The organism is Phyllobacterium sp. RCAM01083 (assembly GCF_055685835.1).
On record NZ_JBVFZN010000005.1, the window covers coordinates 2,577,322 to 2,599,768 of the forward strand.

The window sequence follows — 22,447 nt, forward strand, 5'->3', positions numbered from 1 at the left end:
TTGTTGAGCGAACCATGAAGGCCATGCCGTAAATGCCTGCTTAGCAAATTCGTTCAGATTGTCTCAATCTGCGATAAGTCGTGCACCATGGTAAAAATCCGATAAAGCACGACCTAGGCAGCGGGTGCACCCGGCCGCACAAAACCCTCGCTGGCAACGAGCAGATTGCGCGTATAGGCCTGTGTCACCTTGCGGGCGGCAAGATCGGCGGCGGAAAGGCGCTCCACCTCGGCACCGCTCTGCATGACCATCAGCCGGTCGCACATGTGAGTGACCACAGCCAGATCGTGACTGACCATCAGGAAGGTCAGCTTGCGATCGCGGCGTATCTGTTCCAGCAGGTTCAGCACTTCGGCCTGTACGGATGCATCGAGCGCCGATGTCGGTTCATCGAGCAGCAGGATCGACGGCTCCAGGATCAATGCCCGGGCGATGGCGACGCGCTGGCGCTGGCCGCCGGATAGCTGATGCGAATAGCGGAAGCGGAAGCTGGAGCCGAGGCCCACCTCGTCGAGCGCGCGCAGGATTCGCTTTTCAATGTCGGTAAATCCGTGGACCGCCAGTGGTTCGAGCAGAAGCCGGTCGACGGTCTGGCGCGGGTGCAGCGAACCATAGGGGTCCTGGAACACCATCTGCACTTCACGATAGAACGCCTTGGTGCGCTTCTTGTCCAGCAGCTTGCCATTCACGGTGATCGAGCCGCCGCTGGTCGGCGCCAGCCCGGCAACCGCCCGCAGCAATGTCGATTTGCCGGAGCCGGATTCACCGACGAGCCCGAAGGATTCACCGGGCATCACATCGAGGCTGACACCCCGCAAGGCGCGGAAACGGTCGAACGTGACTTCAAGCTTGTCGACGACAAGCGCTTTGACAGGAGATGTCGTCATGCCGCCCACTCCGGCTTGCGATCAAGGACAGGGAGAGGATGGGTATCGGCACCAATTTTCGGCATGCAGTTCAGAAGCCCCTGCGTATAGGGATGTTTGGCATTGTGCAGGTCCTTGGCGGCGATCTCCTCGACGATATGGCCCGCATACATGACGATGACCCGGTCGCAGAACGACGAGACCAGCCGCAGATCGTGCGAAATGAAGATCAGCCCCATGCCGCGATCGCGCACCAGATTGTCGAGGATGGCGAGAACATCCAGCTGAACAGTCACGTCGAGCGCCGAGGTCGGTTCATCGGCGATGAGCAGTTCCGGGCCGGTGATCAACATCATGGCAATCATGGCGCGCTGCCCCATGCCGCCCGAAACCTCATGCGGATGGAGATCGAAGACGCGCTCGGGATCGCGAATCTGCACGGCGGCCAGCATGTCGAGCGCACGCTTGCGCGCCTCGGATTTGCTGACCCGTTCGTGGGTGCGCAGCGTCTCGACGATCTGCCGCCCGATGCTCATGACCGGATTGAGCGAATATTTCGGGTCCTGCAAAATCATGGCAATCCGGTTGCCGCGCAGCGACCGCCGTTCGGCAGCCGAGACTTTCAGCAGGTCGATGCCATCGAAATTCAACGTCTCTGCGGTAATTTTCGCATGCGGCGGCGTCAGCCCCATGATGGCGCGCCCGGTCTGGGACTTGCCCGAACCGGATTCGCCGACGATGCCGAGACGTTCGCGGCCGAGCGTGAAGGATACACCGCGCACGGCATCGACCACACCCGTCCGGGTCGGAAACTGGACCCGCAGGTCCTTGACAGTCAAAAGGGTGCTCATTGGTTATTGCCTCGCGGATCAAGCGCGTCGCGCAGGCCATCGCCCAACAGATTGAAGCCAAGGCTGACGATCAGGATGGCAAAGCCCGGTGCTGCGGCAACCCACCACTGATCCATGATGAAACGGCGGCCCGACGCAATCATCGCCCCCCATTCCGGCAATGGCGGCTGAGCGCCGAGACCAAGAAAGCCAAGACCCGCGGCAATCAGGATGATACCGGCCATATCCAGGGTCACACGGACAATCAGCGAGGACAGGCAGAGCGGCATGATGTGCCGCAGGACGATGCGGACCGGCGAGGCCCCCATCAGGCGGACGGCTGCAATATAGTCGGAATTGCGAATCGTCAGTGTTTCGGCGCGCGCAATACGCGCATAGGGTGGCCAGGACGTCACGGCGATGGCAAAGACCGCATTTTCGATACCAGGTCCCAGGGCCGCGACGAGCGCAAGTGCAAGAATAAGCTTTGGGAAGGCCAGAAAAATATCGGTGAGGCGCATAAGGATGGAATCGACCCAGCCTCCCGCATAACCCGCGGCAGTGCCGACGATCAGGCCAATGGGCGCTGCGATGATCGCTACGAGTATCACGACATAGAGCGTGAGGCGCGAGCCATAGATGAGGCGTGAGAGAATATCACGGCCCTGATCATCGGTGCCGAGCCAATAATCACCACCGGGTGGCAACAGGCGCGCATTGCGCAGGTCGCCGATAACGGGTGAATGTGGCGCAAGAACATTGGCCAATGCCGCAACCACCAGCAGGGCGACGATAATGGCAAGGCCGGCAAGCGCCAGCCGGTTGCTGGCGAAGCGGCCCCACACCAGATAGGCGCGGCCAAGTCTTGCCTGCAGGCGCGATTGCGGACGGTCACTCATCAGCCATTGACGGCGTGACATGGGTGGAGGCGGTGTATGCATTGTCTGGCTCATCGTGCGCGCGTCCGTGGGTCAAGCGCCTGATACAGAAGATCAGACAGGAGATTGATGGCAATGAACACTGCGCCAATGATGATGGTGCCGCCAAGGACCGCGTTCATATCCGCGTTTTGCAGGGAATTGGTGATGTACAGGCCGAGGCCCGGCCACGAGAAGACGGTTTCGGTCAGGACTGAACCTTCAAGCAAATTGGCATAGGACAGGGCAATGACCGTCACCAATGGCACGGCGGCGTTGCGCAAGGCATGGGCCCAGATGATGCGGGTTTCCGACAGGCCCTTGGCGCGGGCGGCAACGATGTATTCCTGTTCCAGCTCATTGAGCATGAAACTGCGGGTCATGCGGCTGATATAGGCAAGCGAGAAATAACCAAGCAGCGAAGCGGGCAGGATGATGAATGAGAAGATATTCCAGAAGGCGTCCCAATTGCCCTGCAGCACCGCATCAAGCAGATAAAAGCCGGTAATGGGTGTAAATGTGTATTCATAGATGACGTCGATGCGGCCCGGCCCCGAAGTCCAGCCAAGCTTGGCATAAAAGACCAGCAACGCCAGCAATCCGAGCCAGAAGATCGGCATGGAATAGCCGATAAGACCGATCAGACGCACGATCTGGTCGATCAGGCTGCCACGTTTGACGGCGGCAAGAACCCCAAGCGGTACGCCGAAAAGCGTGCCGATGAGCGTGCCGAACGTGGCAAGCTCCATGGTGGCGGGAAACACCCGGCGGATGTCGGTCATGACAGGATTGGAGGTCAAGACCGAATTGCCGAAATTACCCTGCAGCGCGCCTTTCACATAGATGAAGAACTGCTCATAGAGCGGCAGGTTCAGGCCATATTCCTCGCGCACGCGCTCAACCACATGGGCCGGAGCCCGATCGCCGACGATCGCCAGGGCGGGATCGATGGGAATGACCCGTCCGATAAAGAAAGTCACGGCGAGAAGGCCGAGGAAAGTGATCGCGCCGATCAGCACGAAGCGGCCAATAGCAATGGCAAGGCCGGAGGCCCAGGCGCCTGAACGCCTGGCCTCCAGTTGTGTTTCTGTGGTCGTCATAATTTCAGCCTTGGGCGCTTGCCCTGATCATTTCGATACGGTGAAAACGTAATTGGTATCGAAAGATGGTCCGAGCTTGAAACCCTTGAGATTCGAGCGGATACCGGCAACTTCCGTCTGCTGGAACAGGAGAACGAACGGGCTGGTTGCCAGAACCTTCTTCTGCAGATCCTCATAGGTCTTGGCGCGCTTGGCAGTGTCGCGTTCCAGCAGAGCCGACTTGGTTTCCTTGGTCAGATCCGGCACATCCCAGGCATTGCGCCATGCGAGCGTCTTGTTGGTGCCCGTATCGGCATTGTCCGGATTGCTGGTGAAGGTTTCCGCATTGGAGTTCGGATCCCAGTAATCCACGCCCCACTGACCGATATAGATATCATGGGTGCGGGCGCGGTATTTGGTCAGCGTCTGCTTACCGTCGCCGGGAATGATCTCCAGCTTCACGCCGCCCTGGGCAAAGGTCTGCTGCACGGATTCGGCAATGCCCGTCACCGGCTGGCCGTTGCGCACATCCATCGTCACCGAGAAGCCATCCTTCAGGCCGGCCTTGGCCAGAAGTTCCTTGGCCTTCGCCACGTTGAGGGAATAGGGCTTTTCGTCCAGCTCGCCCAGAATGCCCTTCGGCAGGAAGGTCTGGTGGATTTCGCCGATGCCCTTGATCAGCTTTTCGCCGATGGCGTCATAGTCGACGAGGTATTTCAGCGCTTCACGCACTTCCGGCTTGGCCAGGTTCGCATTCTTCTGGTTGAGGCTGAAATAATAGATCGTGCCCTTGGCTGCGCTGGTCGTCTTGATGTCGCTGTTCTTGACCACCTGTTCCAGGTCGTTGGGCTCCAGATTGCGGGCAACGTCGATATCGCCCTTTTCCAGGAGCAGGCGCTGCGTGGCGCTTTCCTTGACATGGCGGTAGATCACGCGGTTGAGCGGCGCCTTGGTGCCGTGATAATTGTCGTTGCGCTCCAGAACGAGGATTTCGTTGGCGCGCCAGTCGCGGATCTTCATCGGACCGGAACCGGCATAATTGGTCTTCATCCAGGCATTGCCGTAGTCATTGTCGACCACATGCTGCGAGATCAGCTTTTTGTCGACGACGGATGCAACCGTCGATGTCAGGCAGTTGAGCACGAAGCTCGGGGCATAGGGCTGGTCAACGGTGAAAACGAAGGTGCTCGGATCCGTTGCCTTGGCCTTTGCGGTGACATTGTCCGGCTTCAGGCCGAACTGGGTGAGGATGAAGGCGGGGCTCTTGTCGATCTTGATGGCGCGTTCGAAGGAATAGGCGACGTCTTCAGCCGTCAGCGGATTGCCGGAAGCAAATTTCAGGCCCGGCTTCAGCTTGAACGTATAGGTCAGGCCATCGTCGGAGACCGTCCAGCTCTCGGCAACGTCCGGAATGATCTTCGAGGGATCATTGATGTCGAGGCGCACCAGCTTGTCATAGGTATTGCCGTTGATCTCGCCCATGGTGAGCTCGAAGGCCTCGCCCGGATCAAGTGTAATCACATCGTCGATGGCAAAAGCTTCGACCAGCGTATCGGCTGGCGTTGCGGCCCATGCAGGCACACCGGATATCACGAGCGCGGAGAGTGCCGCACTTCCGACAAGCAGCCGGAATTTCGCGTTTAACTGGTTGATCAACATAATAGTCACCCCTGTTTTTTGTGTTGTTTCAGTTCGTTTCATGCCAAGCGGACCGCAGGATACGCATCCAGTTTCCGTAGCAAATCTTTGCAAGATCCTCGTTTGAATATCCAGCGTCCGCCAGCGCTTTGACAAGCGCCTGATTGCCCGCCGCGTCAGCGATTTCGCTGGGGATTTTAGCACCATCAAAATCCGAGCCAAGGGCCACGCAGTCGATTCCCATGCGATTGACCATATAGTCGATGTGGCGAACCATGTCGCTGAGCGGCGTGTCGGCATTCTCGCGGGCGTCCGGACGTAGCATCGCGACCGCATAGTTCAGGCCAACCAGCCCCTTGCGCTCGCGAATGGCATCGAACTGCTTGTCCGTCAGATTGCGTGCGATCGGCGTGAGCGCGTGAACATTGGAATGGCTGGCAACCAGTGGCTGATCGCTGATCCGGGCGACATCCCAGAAGCCCTTTTCCGTGATATGGGCAAGATCAACGAGAATGCCGAGGCGGTTGCACGCCCTGACCAGATCCTCGCCCGCCGCCGTCAGACCGGGACCGGTATCCGGGTCGGACGGATAGGCGAAGGGCACCCCGTGAGCGAAAACATTGTTGCGGCTCCAGACCGGCCCGAGCGAGCGCAGCCCCGCCGCATAGAAAACCTCGAGTGCGGCCAGATCGGCATCGATCGCTTCGCAGCCCTCGATATGCAGAACCGCAGCGAACTGGTCGTTGGCCACCGACTCCTCGATATCGGCGGTGGAACGGCACAGCTTCCATCCGCCCGCCTGTTCCAGACGCAGCGCAATCGAGGCCATTTCCAGGGAGATATCGAGGGAGGGCGCTCGCTCGAGCGGCGCAGCGAGCGGCGTAAAGTAATGCCCCTTGGCATCGGGCGCCTTGAAGGCAAGATCGCCTGACGGAACATAGATGGCGCACAGGCCGCCAACGAGCCCGCCCTTCAGGGCGCGGCTTTTGTCGATATGGCCTGAGGTGGTGCCTTCAATGAATTCGCGGACCGGGTCGGCGCCGTCTTTTGAATGTTTCCACAACCGGTAAAGCACATCGTTGTGACCATCAAAGACAGGCTGCATTTCAATTCCCACTCAGGTTACCCAACAAGGCACGCCCACCGATAAATCGTTTCATCAACGTCCGGTGCTGCGTGCTTCTTCTTGGACAAAAGATCATGTCGCAGAGGAACAGGCAAGATAGGAATTGTACAAAAGTATAAGAGCAACCCCATTTGTGCCGGACCACCCATGCGAACGGGTTGCAACCTGTGGATCGTGGTCGTTACTGCTGCGGTGTGATAGCAACAAAACCCAGGCGCACAACACAGTTGTATTGCGTGCCGTTACGGGTTACATCTTATGATAATCAGTTTCAGACATAAGGGACTTGAAACCTTCTATCGCACTGGTTCGGCCCGAGGGATACAGGCCGCGCATTTAGCAAAGCTGACACTGATTCTGACTGCATTGGATGCTGCGGAAACAACCAAACAACTGGAACTGCCGGCTTTCAGACTGCATCCCCTCAAAGGTCCGCTGAACGGGTTTTGGTCTATCTGGGTCAACGGCAATTGGCGCGTGATTTTTCGCTTCAACAATCAGAATGTCGAGCTGGTCGACTATCGGGACTATCACTAGGAGCAACCATGATGAAAAGCCCAGCACACCCGGGAATTGTCTTGAAAGAGACCGTGCTCAACCCGCTTGGCATTAACGTCAGCGAGGCCGCAGAACGGTTAGGCATGTCGAGACCGGCACTTTCCCGGGTTCTCAATGGGCATGCTGCAATCAGCCCCGAGCTCGCTCTTCGCTTGGAGGCGGCGGGAGTTAGCGAAGCCAAGTTCTGGTTGAATATGCAAATCAACTACGATCTTGCACGAGCACGGGCATCTGCCAGACCTGCCGTAAAGACGATTCAGCCGCCAAAAGCTGCGTAAGACCATGGATTGTCTACAGGATGTAAAACGGCGCTTCCCATGCCGACATCATTCACGCCGATTTTGACCTGCGGGCGGTGGCCTGACGGCAACGCCCGCAGCCGGAACTATTGTCAGGGATCAGACGTCCAGATTGGCAACGCTGAGCGCATTGTCCTGAATGAACTCGCGGCGCGGCTCGACATCATCGCCCATCAGCCGTGAGAACAGGCTGTCGGCGTCCGTCGCGTCATTGACCTTGACCTGCAGCAGCGAGCGGGCATTGGGATCAAGCGTGGTTTCCCACAATTGATCGGCGTTCATTTCGCCCAGTCCCTTGTAACGCTGCAGCGACAGGCCCTTGCGTCCCGTGGCAAAGACCGCCTCAAGCAGGGCAATCGGTCCGGCCAGGGATTCGGACTTTTCCTTGCGGCGCAGGACAGGCGGCTTGCCGTAGACTTCCTGCAGGCGCGGCGAATAGCGGTCGAGCTGGCGCGCATCGGCCGAACCGATCAAGGCCATGTCGAGCGTCACGGTTTCCTTGACGCCGCGCAGCGAACGTTCCAGGACATAGCCGTCGACACCGTCATCCGGCGTTGCAAGCCGGCCGGTCCAGCCCTTTTCCGTCTCTTCGGCGATCAGATCGAGGCGGGCAGCGACTTCCTTCACCAAAAGCTCGGCACGCGGCGTGTCGGAAATGGCCTCCGGATTGAGCGCGCCGGCGATGGTCGCCTGCTCGACGACGGCACGGTCGTAGCGGGTGTTGAGGCCCAACAGCAGATGACGGACAGCCAGCGCATCATTGATGACAGACCGTAGATCCGTACCGGCCCGCACTTCGCCGCCGGTCAGTTCCAGCGATGCTTCTTCGAGGCCTGAATCAATCAGGAACTCCTCGAAGGCCGCTTCATTCTTGATGTATTGCGAGGACTTGCCGCGCGACACCTTATAAAGCGGTGGCTGGGCGATATAGATATGGCCGCGCTCGATCAGTTCAGGCATCTGGCGGAAGAAGAACGTCAGCAGCAGCGTGCGAATGTGCGCCCCGTCGACGTCGGCGTCGGTCATGATGATGATCTTGTGGTACCGCAGCTTGTCCGGGTTGAACTCGTCCTTGCCGATGCTGGTTCCCAGCGCCAGGATCAGCGTGCCGATTTGGTCGGAAGAGAGCATGCGGTCGAGTTTGACACGCTCGACGTTCAGGATCTTGCCGCGCAGCGGCAGGATCGCCTGGTTCTGGCGCGAGCGGCCGCCCTTGGCCGAACCACCCGCGGAATCGCCCTCGACGATGAAGATTTCCGACTTGGCCGGATCGCGCTCCTGGCAATCGGCAAGCTTGCCCGGCAGCGAGCTGATGCTCAGCGAATTCTTGCGGGTGATGTCGCGCGCTTTGCGGGCAGCCTCACGCGCGGATGCAGCCTGGATGACCTTTTCCACCAGAACCTTGCCTTCGGCGGGATGTTCTTCCAACCAGCTCGACAAGGCCTCGTTGACGAGACTTTCGACGACCGCGCGCACTTCGGATGAAACGAGCTTGTCCTTGGTCTGCGACGAGAATTTCGGGTCCGGCACCTTGACGGAGAGAACGGCGGTCAGACCTTCACGGCAATCATCGCCGGTCAGCGATACCTTTGCCTTTTTCGCCTGCCCGGTGTTTTCGGCATAGCCGGTCATCTGGCGCGTCAGCGCACCGCGGAAACCGGCGAGATGCGTCCCGCCATCGCGCTGCGGAATGTTGTTGGTGAAGCACAGAACATTCTCGTGATAGCTGTCATTCCACCACATGGCGACTTCCACCGTGGTGTCATCGCGTTCACCGCGAATATAGATCGGTTCGTTGACCAGTTCCTTTTTGGTGCGATCGAGATATTTGACGTAGGCCGTCAGCCCGCCCTCATAAAACAGCTCGAGCTCGACCGGATCGGCATGGCGGCGGTCAGCCAGAAGGATGCGAACACCGGAATTCAGGAAAGCCAGTTCGCGCAGACGATGTTCCAGCGTCTTGAAATCGAACTCGACCATGGTGAATGTGTCGGTCGAGGGCAGGAACGACACTTCCGTGCCGGTCTCGCCATTGGATTCGCCGATTTCCCGCAGCGGAGCATCGGCAACGCCATGGGTGAAACTCATTTCATGGATTTTGCCCTGACGGCGAATCTTGAGGCGCAGCCAGACCGACAGGGCGTTGACCACGGAAACACCCACGCCATGCAGACCGCCCGACACCTTGTAGGAGTTCTGATCGAACTTACCGCCGGCGTGCAGCTGGGTCATGATGACCTCGGCAGCGGAGACGCCTTCCTCGTGCATATCGGTAGGAATTCCGCGCCCGTTATCCGTGACAGTGCAGGACCCGTCGGGATTGAGCGTGACAGTGACGCGCGTCGCATGACCGGCCAGCGCCTCGTCAATGGCGTTGTCGACGACTTCATAGACCATGTGGTGCAAGCCGGAACCGTCGTCCGTATCGCCGATATACATACCCGGGCGTTTGCGGACAGCATCCAACCCCTTGAGAACCTTGATAGAATCTGCACCATATTCCGGTGAAGTTCCGGTCGTCATCTCAGGTGTATCACTCATATAAATTCAATCTTTTCTTGGCGCCGTGAACTGGCGTTAGGGACCCGGGCGAATCATGCCCGGCTGCAAACCTAGATATAGTGGTTAATGTACGTTTTTCCAATTCTTAGCCTATAGGCTATCCACGGATCATGGCTAAAAAACGCCTGATCGACGCGGAAATCCGTGCCTGAACCTTGCGGTATGACACAGATTAAGGCTGAGCCCGGCCCGCCTTCTCGCGCAATTCATTCCGGGCGCCATACCATGGACCGGAACACAGCGGTGCACGCTACCTGATAATCTGGATTGCGGTCGACGCCGGCCTTGCAATGGGTGACTGGGCGTCGAAAAACGCCTTGACCTCGGCGAAATCGAGACTGCCGGTTTCATCGCGATCGATTTCCCGGAAATGATCGGAAAAATAACCAACGCCTGCTTTTTCCGCCGAAGCGACGGTGACGCGCTGCGTGGCAGGGTCAGCCGCCCGGTCGAACAGAAAACGGATACGGCGGTCGACAGCGCTGTCCACACTCTCCGGCGTGACCGGCTCCGGATTTCCCTGCCCCGGCTGGTCATGCTGAGGAATGGCGCGCAGCGCGCGCGTCCGCATGTCCGGATCCGGCCGGGTCAAACTGATGGAATCCCCGGCATGGGAGGCCGGTGCTTGTCCGCTGACAGCGAGCAAAACCGTGACCATCGACAAAGCAAATTTATTCATGGCTATCCCCTGCTGCGAGAGGCGCACTCAATGCGGCAATCATGTTTGCCTGGGGCTGGGCATAGAATGCATCGAGATCCTGCATGACACGCTCATAGGAACGGGTCTTGCCGGGCAGGACGCCGTGACCGCCCTCATAGGTTTTGACCGGTACCTTCGCCGCCAAGCCAGCGCGCGTTATGTTCAGTTCCGTCTGATGAAACACGGTGTTGAGGTCGTAATAACCGTGCTGGACGAGAACCTTCAGGTTGGGGTTCAAGGTCAAGGCAAAAGCCATATCCGGGAGACTGGTTCCCAACCTGCCTTCGGCACCAGGCAGCCTTGGATCAGGCAACAACTTCCAGTTATCGATGATGCTTCCGTTGAGATTCAGATAAGGTGATGTCGACCTGTAGTTCATGAAATCGGCCTGATAGGTTTTTATGAAATCATAATAAATATTGGCCCGATCCAGCGAGGGATCGATTGCCTGTCTGGGCAAAAACTCCCGTCCGTCGTTGATGACAAGCTTACCCCGCGCCGGGTCGAACTTTTCAAGGAATTGCATGGGATCGAGATTGGGCGTTTCGATCCAGGGATTGTCCCTGGCCATATCCCCTTTCTGGTACGGTTTGCCTATTCCGGTAAGGGTGTAGAGTCTATTGAGGAAATTCTCGGCATTGGGCTGACCTGCGTCCGAAACGGACCAGTTGGGTGCCTTGAGGTAAGCGTCCCATTGGATTCGGTCAGAGGCCGCTTGCGAAACGCCCGGGAATACGGCCAGATACAGGCTGTTGAAGGTGATAGCGAATGTGCGGACATCCGACAGAAATCTCGCGATCCTTGACGCCGCAGTTGCTGGATCGGCCGTTTTCAGATCCTCGGCCGTCAGATCCTGACGTCCGGCGGGTTTGCCATGATAGGCGGCAACCATGGCATAGGTCGGCAGCGCTCCCCCGCAGGAGAAGTTGGATTGGCGGCAGTCTGTTTTAAAGTCCAGCATCGGTGAGTTCAGGATCAGTCCGGCCAGGATATTGGCCGGCTTGCCGTCCGGGCCAGCCGCATAATCTCGGGTGCCGCTTTCGATGAGCCGGCGCCCGATGATCGGCGCACGCATGCCGCCATAGGATAGACCGTAAATATATTTCGGCGAGCTTTGCCGGTCGGTGAGGTTGATGTAACGGGTGATAAAGTCACGCAGAACCTTGGCGTCGCTGTCGACGCCCCAGAAATCCGCGTTTTCATACGGCCGGATCGCTGCGGAATAACCCGTTCCAACCGGATCGACAAACACAAGATCGGTTTTGTTGAGCAGAGTATCGGGATTGTCGAGCAGCTTCAATTCCGGCGACACCGGATCAACTTTCTTCGGTCCAAGAAAATCGAGATCAAGATCTGCCGATGCGTTGCCCGGCCCGCCATTGAAAACGAAGGTGACCGGGCGGGTTTCACGCGGCAGGTCATCACGCGTATAAGCCGTATAGAAAATGGCGGCTTGCGCATCGAGTCGCGCCAGATCGACCGGCTTCGCCGGGGCGCCCGCCCAGTCATAGGCAATCATATGACCGGCGGTTGCGGTGAACTGAATGACACTCCCCTTGAGGTTGATCGTCTGCGCCTTGCTGGAAGCCGTTTCGCTCACAGCCAGGCGGTCCACCGCATCGTGGAACCCATAGGCAAAGACGGCACTCCCGGGCACCGGCTGCACGGGCTTGGGGGCGGTAAAAGTTCCTGACGAGGCGGTTGAAGCGGATTTATCGGAATCGGAACCGCCACTGCAGGAGACGAGAAACGCCGCCAGCAGGAGCCAGTACAGGCGGAAAGCCATGGTCACAACCTCATAATACAAATCGATAAAATACTTAAGCTATTGATAGAATGAGATAAAAATTGAGAACAAATCTGATTTTCGGCCAGTCGTATCGACTGTCTCACAAAAATGGCGGTGCATGGAATGAGTACACCCTGCCCGGCCACACCTCGTCAATTAGCCATTGGTCGATACGCCGATGGCGAACCGGCGAAGAGCCGGGACATTGCAGGAATCGGGGTTGAATGGCTGGACATCGGGAAACAACATCCCCACATCGTGGGTCTGGAGGCCGCCACATGGACACTGTCAGAACCGCATTCATTCCCCCCGCGCCGGTGCCGCGCACAGGCCCGGTCGGCACGATTGAGCTGATCCGCACCATTTACCGCAATCCGCTCGAATTGTGGGGAGAGCCGTCCTACAACGAACCATGGGTATCCATCGACTGGGCCTTCCAGCACACGATCATCGCCAATGATCCCGGTCTGATCCGCCACGTCCTCGTCGACAATGCCAAGAATTACAAGATGGCGGCGGTGCGCCAGCGCATCCTGCGCCCGATCCTGCGCGATGGGCTGCTCACAGCCGAAGGCGAGACCTGGAAGCGCTCGCGCAGGGCCATGGCGCCCGTTTTTACCCCGCGCCACATCAACGGTTTTGCCGAAGCGATGAAGCGGACCACGGAAAGCTTTGCCGAGCGCTATGAAAGCGTGGCGGGCACCGTCGATGTGTCCCGCGACATGACGATGCTCACCTATGATATCCTGGCGGAAACCCTGTTTTCCGGCGAAATTGCCGGTGAACCCGACGAATTCGCCCATGAAGTCGACCGCCTGTTCGAGACAATGGGGCGCGTCGACCCGCTGGACCTCCTTGGTGCGCCGAGCTGGCTGCCGCGCTTCACCCAGATCCGCGGCCGCAGGGCACTGGCCTTCTTCCGCAAGATCGTTGCCGAGACGATCGTCCTGCGCAAGGCGCGCATGGACCGGGATGGCGACGCCGTTCCCAACGATTTCCTGACATTGCTGCTGCGCGCGGAAGGACCGGACGGGCTGTCGCGCGCCGAGATCGAAGACAATATCATCACCTTCATCGGCGCCGGGCATGAAACCACGGCGCGGGCGCTGGGCTGGACGTTCTATCTGCTGGCACAGGCGCCGTGGGAACGCGATCTGATCGAACAGGAAATCGACGCCTTCATGCAGCAGGACCCGCTGCCGGCCCCGCATGACTGGCTGAACGCCCTGCCCTTCACGCGGGCCGCGTTCGAGGAAGCCATGCGCCTCTACCCGCCGGCGCCTTCAATCAATCGCGAGCCGGTGGAGGACGATCAGTACAAGGATCTGCATATTCCCAAGGGGTCCGCCATTCTGGTCATGCCATGGACGGTGCATCGCCATCGCCTCTATTGGGACAATCCCGAAGCCTTCGTGCCCTCGCGCTTCCATCCGGAAAACCGCGACACGATCGACCGCTTCCAGTACCTGCCGTTCGGCGCCGGACCGCGCGTGTGCATCGGCGCCAGCTTTGCCCTGCAGGAGGCCATCATCGCGCTGGCAACGCTGCTGCACAGATATCGTTTCGATACGGTGGGCACGGCAAAGCCATGGCCGGTGCAGAAACTGACGACGCAACCCGACGGCGGACTGCCCATGGCGGTTTCGGCAAGGCGGTAGGGAATGGCTTCCAGACAACCAAAATCTCTGCCCATTGATTTCACCTGAAATTAAAGCTATATTCCTTTCAGATGAAAGGTATAGACATGTCGGCACTCACCCAACGCACACCGGAACACACCAGCAAGACCGCCGTTGTTTCCAAGGCTTTGCTGCGGTCGTCCGAACTGCTCGGGCTGACCGCCAAGGAATTGTCGACCGTGGTCGGCCTGTCGGAGCCCAGCATATCGCGCCTGAAGCGCAGCGAGGATGGCACGCCGCTCACCGGCAAGAGTTACGAACTGGCGCTGCTTTTCATCCGGCTCTACCGTTCGCTGGACGCCATTGTCGGCGGTGACGACAGCGTCGCCCGGCAGTGGATCCGCACCGACAACAGCATGCTGGGGGGCAAGCCGCTCAACCGCATCAAAACCATTGACGGTCTCGCCCATGTCCTTGCCTATCTGGACGCCCGACGCGCTCCGATCTGAGGCGCGCGACCGGCATGGCGCCTGCTGGCGTCTCGTTGAGGCGCAACACCGCGTTTCCACCATGAAACTCGTCGATACACTCGATGAGCAGGCCTTGCTTGAGGACGAAATCGAAGCGACCAAACCGCCCCTGCCGCCGGATTGCGCCCGGCTCGATTATCTCCTGGCAACGCCCTTTCGCTATGGCCGCTATCCCGGCAATTCACGCTTCCGGCGCGAGGGCTATTCCCCCGGCGTGTTCTATGCCAGCGAAGTGGTTGAAACGGCGGTGGCCGAGACGGCATTCTACCGGCTCTTGTTCTTCAGCGAGAGCCCGGGGACGCCTTGGCCGCGCAATGCACTGGAATTTACCGCTTTCGAGAGCCGCTATGCGACGAAGCGCGGTATCGACCTGCTGGCTCAGCCCTTTGCCCGGCATGCGGAGCATTGGACGCACCTGACCGACTATACGGCCTGCCTTGCGCTGGCCGACGCGGCGCATCAGGCGGGCATCGAGATCATCCGCTACCAGTCGGTGCGCGACCCCGCGGGCGGCGCCAATCTGGCGCTGCTCTCCTGCGGCGCCTTCGCCATGCCGCGCCCCACGCACACGACCACGTGGCGGCTGGTGTTTTCCGATTATGGCGTCAAAGCCATCTGCGACCAGCCGGACATCCGGCTGGGTTTCAGCCGCGCGATCTTTGCCGGCGACCCGCGCATGGCAAGGACGCTGCGCCCGTAAGACGAAGGCCTAACCGAGCCGCGCCGCATGCCAGGCGACATGATCGGCCATGAAGGTGGAAATGAAGAAATAGGAATGGTCGTAGCCATCGCGCATGTGGAGCGTCAGCGGAATGTTGGCCTGCCGGCATGCCTCTTCCAGGAGCCATGGCCGCAGGCCATCGTCGAGAAAACCATCAGCCTTGCCCTGATCCACCAGCAGTTCCGGCACCCGGTGGCCATCCTCGATCAGCAGCACGCTGTCATAGGCGCGCCAGGCCGTCTCGTCGGTGCCGAGATATTTTTCAAAGGCCGGACGCGACCAGCCCGCGACACCCGGCCGGACGATGGGGGCAAAGGCGGAAACGGAGCGGTAACGGCCGGGGTGTTTCAGCGCCAGCGTGATGGCGCCATGCCCGCCCATGGAATGGCCGAAAATACCCTGCCGCGCCATATCGACGGGAAAATTGGCGGCGATCAGCGCCGGCAGTTCCTGCGCGATATAACTCGCCATGCGGTAGTTGTCGGCATAGGGCGCCTCGGTCGCATCGAGATAAAACCCGGCGCCTGACCCGAACTGCCAATTGTCCTTTTCATCAGGCACGTGATCGCCACGCGGACTGGTATCCGGGCAGACGATGGCAACGCCGTGCTCGGCCGCCACGCGGCGGTATTCACCCTTGTCCATGACGTTCTGGTGGGTGCAGGTGAGACCCGAGAGATACCACAGCACCGGCACCGGACCATCCTTGGCCTGCGGCGGCAGAAACACCGCGAAGGTCATGTCGCACTGGCAGGCATCGCTGCGATGGCGATAGACTCCTTGCGTGCCTTCAAAACTCCTGGCGATCGATAGCGTTTCCATGACAATTCCCGTGGTTTTTTGAGCTGATTACTGGCCGAGCGCGACAGCGACATTGACCGCCGCTGCCACAAGCACCGTGTTGAAGAAGAAGGAAACGATGGCATGCAGCAGGTTGACCTTGCGCATTTCAGTGCTGGTGACCGCCGTATCGGAGGTTTGCGCGGTCATGCCGATGACAAAGGAAAAGTACAGAAACTCGATGCCGCCCGGCTCCTTTTCGCCGGGGAAATCCAGCCCGCCGACATGTTTGCGCGGCTTGTCCTTGGTGCCCTCCGCCGTTTCATCCGGCTGCCAGTAGAGATGGGCATAATGGACGGCGGCCATGGCATGGATGGTCGCCCAGCCCAGCGGCACGGCGGCCAGCGCGGGAACAAGATTGATCAGCTGCGGGTGCTTGCCGCTGTTGATCAGCACGAAAAGCGACCCCACCGCCACGACAACCGTGCCGAGGGTAACTAAAAAAATGACCGCCATGGGCTCGTCGGAACGGGCCGCATTCTTCCTGAGAAAATCCGCCGTCAGCCGGCGGATCTTGAATGCCGTCAGGATGAGATAGACGATGAAGAAGGTGTTTGCGCCGAGCACATAGGCAAGGTGCGGGTAGAACACCAGGGCGAGCGCCAGCGCGGCGAGACCGGCAACAGCTGCGATGTAAAAGGGATTGTGCCGGTGCAGCATCGCCTTCTACCCCGCCGTTTGCGCCGTCACCGGCCGCTGCATGTCGACATGCGGAATATCATCTTCCAGATATTCGCCCGACACCGGCAGAAAGCCGAAGGACTCATAAAACCGCTGCAGGTGGCTTTGCGCCGACAGCGCGATGGGGCGGCCGGGAAAGCGGATTTCGCAGGCGGCAATGGCCTCGGCCATCAGCTTTTCGCCGAGCCGCTTGCCGCGATGCGCGGGCGAGACGACGACCCGGCCGATGCGCGCCGCATCCAAGCCGCCATGCGGCGGGCGCAGGCGGGCGCTCGCCACCAGTTCATCCCAGAGGAGAAGCCGCAGATGCAGCGCGTCAAGGTCCTTGCCATCAAGTTCCGGATAGGGGCATTTCTGCTCGACGACGAAAACATCGACCCGCAGGCGCAGCATGGCATAGAGATCGCGCGGGCTGAACTCATCCATCCCGCGCACATCCACCGTGTAGCCGTCACCGGCCATCAGAAGACGACGACCGAGCGGATCGATTTGCCTTCGTGCATCAGGTCGAAGGCGGTGTTGATTTCCTCGAGCGGCATGGTGTGGGTGATGAGCGGGTCGATCTCGATCTTGCCTTCCATGTACCAGTCGACGATTTTCGGCACGTCGGTGCGCCCGCGCGCGCCGCCGAAGGCCGTGCCGCGCCAGTTGCGCCCGGTGACCAGCTGGAACGGCCGTGTTGCGATTTCCTTGCCGGCTTCCGCCACGCCGATGACGATGCTGGTGCCCCAGCCGCGATGGCAGCATTCGAGCGCCTGGCGCATGACATTGGTGTTGCCGGTTGCATCGAAGGAGAAATCCGCGCCGCCATCGGTCAGGTCCTGGATGGCTTGCACCACCTTGTCATTGCCGACCTCATTGGGGTTGACGAAATGGGTCATGCCGAATCTTTTCGCCATCTCGACCTTGGCGGGGTTGAGATCGACACCGATGATCTTGTCGGCACCGACCATGCGCGCGCCCTGGATGACATTGAGGCCGATGCCGCCGAGCCCGAAGACCACCACATTGGCGCCGGGCCAGACCTTGCCTGTATAGATTACCGCGCCGATGCCGGTGGTCACGCCGCAGCCGATATAGCAGATCTTGTCGAAGGGCGCGTCCTCACGCACCTTGGCCAGCGCAATTTCCGGCAGGATGGTGAAATTGGAGAAGGTCGAGCAGCCCATGTAATGGAAGACTTCGCCGCCATCGCAGGAGAAGCGGCTGGTGCCGTCGGGCATGACGCCCTGTCCTTGAGTCGAGCGGATGGAGGTGCACAGGTTCGAGCGCTGCGACAGGCAGGTCTTGCACTGGCGGCATTCCGGTGTGTAGAGCGGAATGACGTGGTCGCCGACCTTCAGCGAGGTCACGCCTGCGCCGAGCTCGCGCACGATGCCGGCGCCTTCATGGCCGAGAATGGCGGGGAATTTGCCTTCGGAATCAAGGCCGGAGAGCGTATAGGCATCCGTATGGCACACGCCGGTGGCCATGACTTCCACCAGAACCTCGCCCGGCTTCGGCCCGCCGATCTCGATGGTTTCGATGGTCAGTGGCTTCCTGGCTTCCCAGGCAACGGCGGCGCGCGATTTCATGCGAATTCTCCCTGATGCGTCTTTCAACATGCGGTATACTGATTTGCAGTTGTGCACTATCAGGATCACACCGGGGATCGTCAATCAAATCGGCGACATTTCTGGTCGCCGATCAAGACACTGGGTAGGAGCCGCCTGGTGGGCCTTGTCTAAGATTGCAGTGACATATTCACAAAACAATGGACTTCGCGCGGCAAACCTTGTCAAAACGGCCGGAGATTTTATCACTGGATTTTGCCGTGCCTGACCTGCCTCTCCTGCCTGTCACCGAGATTTTTCCCGCGCTGGACGGCGCGCTGGCGGGCGGCATGGCGGCAGTCGTTGTGGCGCCGCCCGGCGCGGGCAAGACGACGCTGATTCCGCTGCATCTGCTCGGCGCGCCATGGCGCGGGGACAGGACCATCATCCTCCTGGAACCGCGCCGCCTTGCGGCGCGCGGCGCCGCCAGCCGCATGGCCAGCCTGCTGGGCGAGGAGGTGGGTGCCACCGTCGGTTACCGCATGCGGCTGGAAAACAAGGTTTCGGCCAGAACGCGCATTCTTGTGGTGACCGAGGGCGTGTTCGCCCGCATGATTCTTGATGATCCCGATCTCAAGGATATCGCCGCCGTGCTGTTCGACGAATTCCACGAGCGCAGCCTCGATGCCGATTTCGGCCTGGCGCTGGCGCTCGACGTGCAGGCGGCGCTGCGGCCGGACCTGAAGCTCCTTGTCATGTCGGCAACGCTCGATGGCGCGCGCGTGGCGCAGCTTCTCGGCGATGCGCCGGTGCTGGAAAGCAAGGGCCGCTCCTTTCCCATCGAAACGCGGTATCGCGAGCGCAAGCCGGACGAGAGGATCGAAGATGCCATGGCGCGGGCGATCCGCGACACGCTGGCCACCGAGACCGGCAGCATTCTGGCGTTTCTTCCCGGACAGCGTGAAATCGAGCGCACCGCCGAAGCGCTGGACGGGCGCGTGGGCGCGGACACGATGATCGTGCCGCTCTATGGCGCGCTGGAGGGCTGCGACCAGGATGCGGCAATCCGGCCGGCGCCGCAGGGCAGGCGCAAGGTGGTGCTGGCGACATCCATCGCCGAGACGTCGATCACCATCGACGGCGTGCGCGTCGTCATCGACAGCGGTCTGGCGCGGCTGCCGAAATTCGAACCGGCCACCGGCCTGACCCGGCTGGAGACTGTGCGGGCGGCGCGGGCGGCAGTGGACCAGCGGGCGGGCCGTGCCGGACGCACGGAACCCGGCATTGCCCTGCGCCTGTGGCGCGCCGAACAGACGGCGGCGCTGGAAGCCTTTGCCCCACCGGAAATTCTCGAGGCAGACCTTACAGGACTTGTGCTTGATTGTGCCGCCTGGGGTGTTGCCGATCCGCGCAGTCTGGCCTTTCTCGATGCGCCGCCCGCCCCGGCGATCAGGGAAGCCAAAGTCCTGCTGGAAAACCTTGGTGCGCTGGACAGCGACCGCATCACCCCGATGGGCCATGCCATGCGCGCGCTCGCCCTGCCGACGCGGCTTGCCCATATGGTGCTGACGGCGCGGGAACGCGGACAGGGCGGGCGCGCGGCGGACCTCGCCGTGCTCCTCACCGAACGCGGGCTGGGCGGCAATGATATTGACCTCGACGTGCGGCTTAGCCGTTTTCAGCGCGAACGCGGCGAGCGGGCAACGCGGGCGCGCGGATTGGCAAAGCGGCTGGCCGGACGTGATGTTGTACAGGGGACGGAGCCGGACAGTGCCGGACGCCTGCTGATCGATGCCTATCCCGACCGGATTGCCAAGGCGCGCGGCAACGGCCAGTTCACGCTGGCCAACGGCCGCGGCGGCGAAATGGATGCGGCGACCTCGCTGGCACGCGCGCCATGGCTCGTCGTCGCCGATCTGGCTGGCCGGGCCGGCAAGGCCCGGATACTGGCAGCGGCGGAAACAACCGAAGCCGACATCCGCGAAGCGCTCGGCGATCGCATCGTCAGCGGCCGGCAGGTCAGCTACGACGCAAACCGCAATGCCCTGCAGGCGCGCGATGCCACCCGCATCGGGGCCATTGCCCTGTCGGAAAAGACCCTGCCCGCCCCCAGCGGCGATCAGGCCAATCAGGGCGTCGTCGAGGCGGTGCGCAGCCATGGTCTCGATATCCTGCCCTGGTCGAAGGAGGCAACGATCCTGCGCCGCCGGCTTGCCTGGCTGCACAAGGGCCTCGGCGCTCCATGGCCATCCATGGCCGATGCGGATCTGATTGCCATGCTGGATGACTGGCTGCTGCCGTTCCTGCCGGGAACCGCCAATCTCAACCAGATTCCGGCGCATGTGCTTGTTGAGGGGCTGCGTGCACTGGTGCCGCATGATCTGCAGCGCCGGATCGATGCGCTGGCTCCGACGCATTTCGCGGTGCCGACCGGCTCGAATATTCCGATCCGCTACGATGCGGACGACCCTGTTCTCGCCGTGCGCGTGCAGGAACTGTTCGGGCTCGGGGTTCATCCTGCCATTGCCGGCGGAACAATCCCGCTGCTCTTGGAACTTCTCTCCCCGGCGCACCGGCCGATCCAGATCACCCGTGACCTGCCGGGTTTCTGGAAAGGATCGTGGGCCGATGTGCGCAGCGACATGCGCGGGCGTTATCCCCGGCACGTCTGGCCGGAAGACCCGGCGCAGGCACTGCCCACGGCCCGGGCCAAACCGCGCGGAACATAGGCGAGCCGCAAACGATGCAAAACGAGAATTCCCTTTGCATCGGGTTTGTTCTAAAGCTCGCCCATGGTTCAAGAATTCAGCATACGTTCCTCATACCTGTCGCGGCGGCTGCGGCTGACGACGTTGATCCGCCTGCGCTGGCTGGCTGTCGCGGGCCAGAGCATCGCGGTCCTCTTCGTGGCGCTCTACCTGAAGTTTCCCTTCCCCGTCAGCATCTGCTTTGCGCTGATCGCCTGCTCGGCGTGGCTGAACCTCCTCCTGTCGTTCCGCTACCCGATCAACCACCGGCTCGAACCGCGGGCGGCCATCACGGTTCTCGCCTTCGATATCCTGCAGGTGGCGGGCCTGCTCTACATGACCGGCGGGCTGCAAAATCCCTTTGCCGTGCTGATGATCGTCCCTGTCATCATCTCCGCAACATCGCTGCCCGCCTCGTCGACCGTGACGCTCGGCGTCCTCGTGACGGTCTGCGCGACGGCCCTTGCCTATTTTCATCTGCCCCTGCCCTGGTACCCTGACCAGGCCTTGCAACTGCCGTTCGTGCTGATCGCAGGGGTGTGGTGTTCCGTTGTTTCGGCGCTGGTCTTCACCGCCGTCTATGCCTACCGCGTTGCCGAAGAAGCGCGGCTTCTGGCGGACGCGCTCACCGCGACCGAACTGATCCTGCAGCGCGAGCAACATCTTTCCGCACTCGACGGCCTCGCGGCGGCGGCGGCGCACGAACTCGGCACACCGCTTGCGACCATCGCGCTCGTTGCCAAGGAAATGCAGCGGGCATTGGCGCAGGACGATCGCTTTGCCGAGGATATCGAACTCCTGCGCTCGCAGACCAACCGGTGCCGGGAAATCCTCAAGCGCCTGACCAGCCTGTCCTCGGAAAGCGAGGAACATATGTCGCGGCTGAAGATTTCCTCGCTGATCGAGGAAGTCATCGAGCCCAACCGCAATTTCGGCATCAGCATCGAGGTGACGAAGCTGCGCGGCGAAGGCAACGAACCGGTCATCCGCCGCAATCCGGGAATCATTTACGGCCTCGGCAATCTGGTGGAGAACGCGGTGGATTTTGCCCGCGAGACCATTCAGGTCAGCTGGGGCTGGACCGACAAGACGGTGCAGATCGTCGTTGCCGATGACGGCAAAGGTTTCCCGGCTGATATTCTCGACCGAATCGGCGAGCCCTATACCACCGGCCGCGACCGCGAGACCAATGAACATGGCGGCGGGCTGGGGCTGGGGCTGTTCATCGCCAAAACCTTGCTGGAGCGTTCCGGTGCGGCCATCACCTTCCGCAATCGCAATGATCCGGGGCAAGGCGCAGAAGTTGTCGTGACATGGCCGCGCAATCAACTTGATGAACAAAACGGATAACCTTTGACTTTTTGTTCATTGCGAACCATTAACGGAGTATATTTATAAGAAATGAGCAGGAAA

The 22,447-nt window shown here is 60.5% G+C and carries 20 protein-coding genes; 7 read left to right on the plus strand and 13 right to left on the minus strand.

Annotation, left to right across the window (positions count from 1 at the left end; genetic code table 11):
- Positions 1-113 precede the first annotated feature (113 nt).
- From ACZ25R_RS19500 to ACZ25R_RS19525, 6 genes are read right to left on the minus strand one after another with little or no spacing between them, the layout of a single operon-like run.
- Positions 114-887 (minus strand): ABC transporter ATP-binding protein, encoded by a 774-nt coding sequence (locus ACZ25R_RS19500; protein WP_472461937.1) that lies wholly within the window; start codon positions 885-887, stop codon positions 114-116.
- Positions 884-1,717, minus strand: coding sequence for an ABC transporter ATP-binding protein (locus ACZ25R_RS19505; protein WP_223612200.1), 834 nt, complete (start codon positions 1,715-1,717; stop codon positions 884-886). Before ACZ25R_RS19505 ends, ACZ25R_RS19500 begins: the two co-directional genes overlap by 4 nt.
- On the minus strand, positions 1,714-2,649 hold the full coding sequence (gene nikC / locus ACZ25R_RS19510) for a nickel transporter permease (RefSeq protein WP_472461938.1): 936 nt from the start codon (positions 2,647-2,649) through the stop codon (positions 1,714-1,716). The genes ACZ25R_RS19505 and nikC overlap by 4 nt, the downstream gene beginning before the upstream one ends.
- Positions 2,646-3,713 carry an ABC transporter permease gene (locus ACZ25R_RS19515; protein ID WP_223612202.1) on the minus strand — a complete coding sequence of 356 codons (1,068 nt, stop codon included), beginning with the start codon at positions 3,711-3,713 and terminating at the stop codon, positions 2,646-2,648. Before ACZ25R_RS19515 ends, nikC begins: the two co-directional genes overlap by 4 nt.
- Before the next feature lie 27 nt (positions 3,714-3,740).
- A complete protein-coding gene (locus ACZ25R_RS19520) occupies positions 3,741-5,351 on the minus strand; it encodes an ABC transporter substrate-binding protein (RefSeq protein WP_464662375.1) in 1,611 nt (536 codons plus the stop codon).
- A gap of 28 nt (positions 5,352-5,379) precedes the next feature.
- A complete protein-coding gene (locus ACZ25R_RS19525) occupies positions 5,380-6,435 on the minus strand; it encodes a dipeptidase (RefSeq protein WP_472461940.1) in 1,056 nt (351 codons plus the stop codon).
- A gap of 279 nt (positions 6,436-6,714) precedes the next feature.
- Between ACZ25R_RS19525 and ACZ25R_RS19530 the strand changes: the two genes are divergently transcribed.
- Positions 6,715-6,993, plus strand: coding sequence for a type II toxin-antitoxin system RelE/ParE family toxin (locus tag ACZ25R_RS19530; protein WP_472461941.1), 279 nt, complete (start codon positions 6,715-6,717; stop codon positions 6,991-6,993).
- 8 nt (positions 6,994-7,001) lie between these two features.
- Positions 7,002-7,292, plus strand: a complete 291-nt coding sequence (locus ACZ25R_RS19535; RefSeq protein WP_464662369.1) for a HigA family addiction module antitoxin — start codon at positions 7,002-7,004, stop codon at positions 7,290-7,292.
- A gap of 120 nt (positions 7,293-7,412) precedes the next feature.
- Here ACZ25R_RS19535 and gyrB read toward each other — a convergent pair whose 3' ends face one another.
- The 3 genes from gyrB to ACZ25R_RS19550 all read right to left on the minus strand — a co-directional run bounded on the left by gyrB (position 7,413) and on the right by ACZ25R_RS19550 (position 12,361).
- Positions 7,413-9,854, minus strand: coding sequence for a DNA topoisomerase (ATP-hydrolyzing) subunit B (gene gyrB / locus ACZ25R_RS19540; RefSeq protein ID WP_464662368.1), 2,442 nt, complete (start codon positions 9,852-9,854; stop codon positions 7,413-7,415).
- A 271-nt stretch (positions 9,855-10,125) separates the two neighbouring features.
- Positions 10,126-10,554, minus strand: a complete 429-nt coding sequence (locus tag ACZ25R_RS19545) for a hypothetical protein (protein ID WP_472461942.1) — start codon at positions 10,552-10,554, stop codon at positions 10,126-10,128.
- A complete protein-coding gene (locus ACZ25R_RS19550; protein ID WP_472461943.1) occupies positions 10,547-12,361 on the minus strand; it encodes a S10 family serine carboxypeptidase-like protein in 1,815 nt (604 codons plus the stop codon). The genes ACZ25R_RS19545 and ACZ25R_RS19550 overlap by 8 nt, the downstream gene beginning before the upstream one ends.
- A gap of 281 nt (positions 12,362-12,642) precedes the next feature.
- Between ACZ25R_RS19550 and ACZ25R_RS19555 the strand changes: the two genes are divergently transcribed.
- The 3 genes from ACZ25R_RS19555 (at position 12,643) to ACZ25R_RS19565 (ending at position 15,213) form a co-directional block, all read left to right on the plus strand.
- On the plus strand, positions 12,643-14,022 hold the full coding sequence (locus ACZ25R_RS19555; protein WP_464662363.1) for a cytochrome P450: 1,380 nt from the start codon (positions 12,643-12,645) through the stop codon (positions 14,020-14,022).
- A gap of 86 nt (positions 14,023-14,108) precedes the next feature.
- Positions 14,109-14,492: an MbcA/ParS/Xre antitoxin family protein gene (locus tag ACZ25R_RS19560; RefSeq protein WP_223612210.1), complete on the plus strand. Its 384-nt coding sequence runs from the start codon at positions 14,109-14,111 to the stop codon at positions 14,490-14,492.
- Entirely contained in the window at positions 14,452-15,213 is a 762-nt protein-coding gene (locus ACZ25R_RS19565) for an RES family NAD+ phosphorylase (protein ID WP_346306977.1), read from the plus strand. The genes ACZ25R_RS19560 and ACZ25R_RS19565 overlap by 41 nt, the downstream gene beginning before the upstream one ends.
- A 9-nt stretch (positions 15,214-15,222) precedes the next feature.
- Here the strand turns inward: ACZ25R_RS19565 and fghA are convergent, their stop codons facing one another.
- The 4 genes from fghA to ACZ25R_RS19585 are packed head-to-tail and all read right to left on the minus strand — an operon-like array spanning position 15,223 to position 18,329.
- Positions 15,223-16,056 carry an S-formylglutathione hydrolase gene (fghA, locus tag ACZ25R_RS19570; RefSeq protein WP_403169313.1) on the minus strand — a complete coding sequence of 278 codons (834 nt, stop codon included), beginning with the start codon at positions 16,054-16,056 and terminating at the stop codon, positions 15,223-15,225.
- A gap of 27 nt (positions 16,057-16,083) precedes the next feature.
- Positions 16,084-16,734, minus strand: coding sequence for a DUF1345 domain-containing protein (locus ACZ25R_RS19575; protein ID WP_472461944.1), 651 nt, complete (start codon positions 16,732-16,734; stop codon positions 16,084-16,086).
- Positions 16,735-16,740: 6 nt separating this feature from the next.
- Complete coding sequence (locus tag ACZ25R_RS19580; RefSeq protein WP_472461945.1) at positions 16,741-17,217, minus strand: GNAT family N-acetyltransferase; 477 nt, start codon at positions 17,215-17,217, stop codon at positions 16,741-16,743.
- Positions 17,217-18,329 carry an S-(hydroxymethyl)glutathione dehydrogenase/class III alcohol dehydrogenase gene (locus tag ACZ25R_RS19585; protein WP_223612215.1) on the minus strand — a complete coding sequence of 371 codons (1,113 nt, stop codon included), beginning with the start codon at positions 18,327-18,329 and terminating at the stop codon, positions 17,217-17,219. Before ACZ25R_RS19585 ends, ACZ25R_RS19580 begins: the two co-directional genes overlap by 1 nt.
- Positions 18,330-18,568: 239 nt before the next feature.
- On the opposite strand from ACZ25R_RS19585, the gene hrpB reads away from it, so the two are divergent.
- On the plus strand, positions 18,569-21,016 hold the full coding sequence (gene hrpB, locus ACZ25R_RS19590) for an ATP-dependent helicase HrpB (RefSeq protein ID WP_472461946.1): 2,448 nt from the start codon (positions 18,569-18,571) through the stop codon (positions 21,014-21,016).
- 63 nt (positions 21,017-21,079) lie between these two features.
- Complete coding sequence (locus ACZ25R_RS19595) at positions 21,080-22,384, plus strand: ActS/PrrB/RegB family redox-sensitive histidine kinase (protein WP_472461947.1); 1,305 nt, start codon at positions 21,080-21,082, stop codon at positions 22,382-22,384.
- The last annotated feature ends 63 nt before the right edge of the window (positions 22,385-22,447 follow it).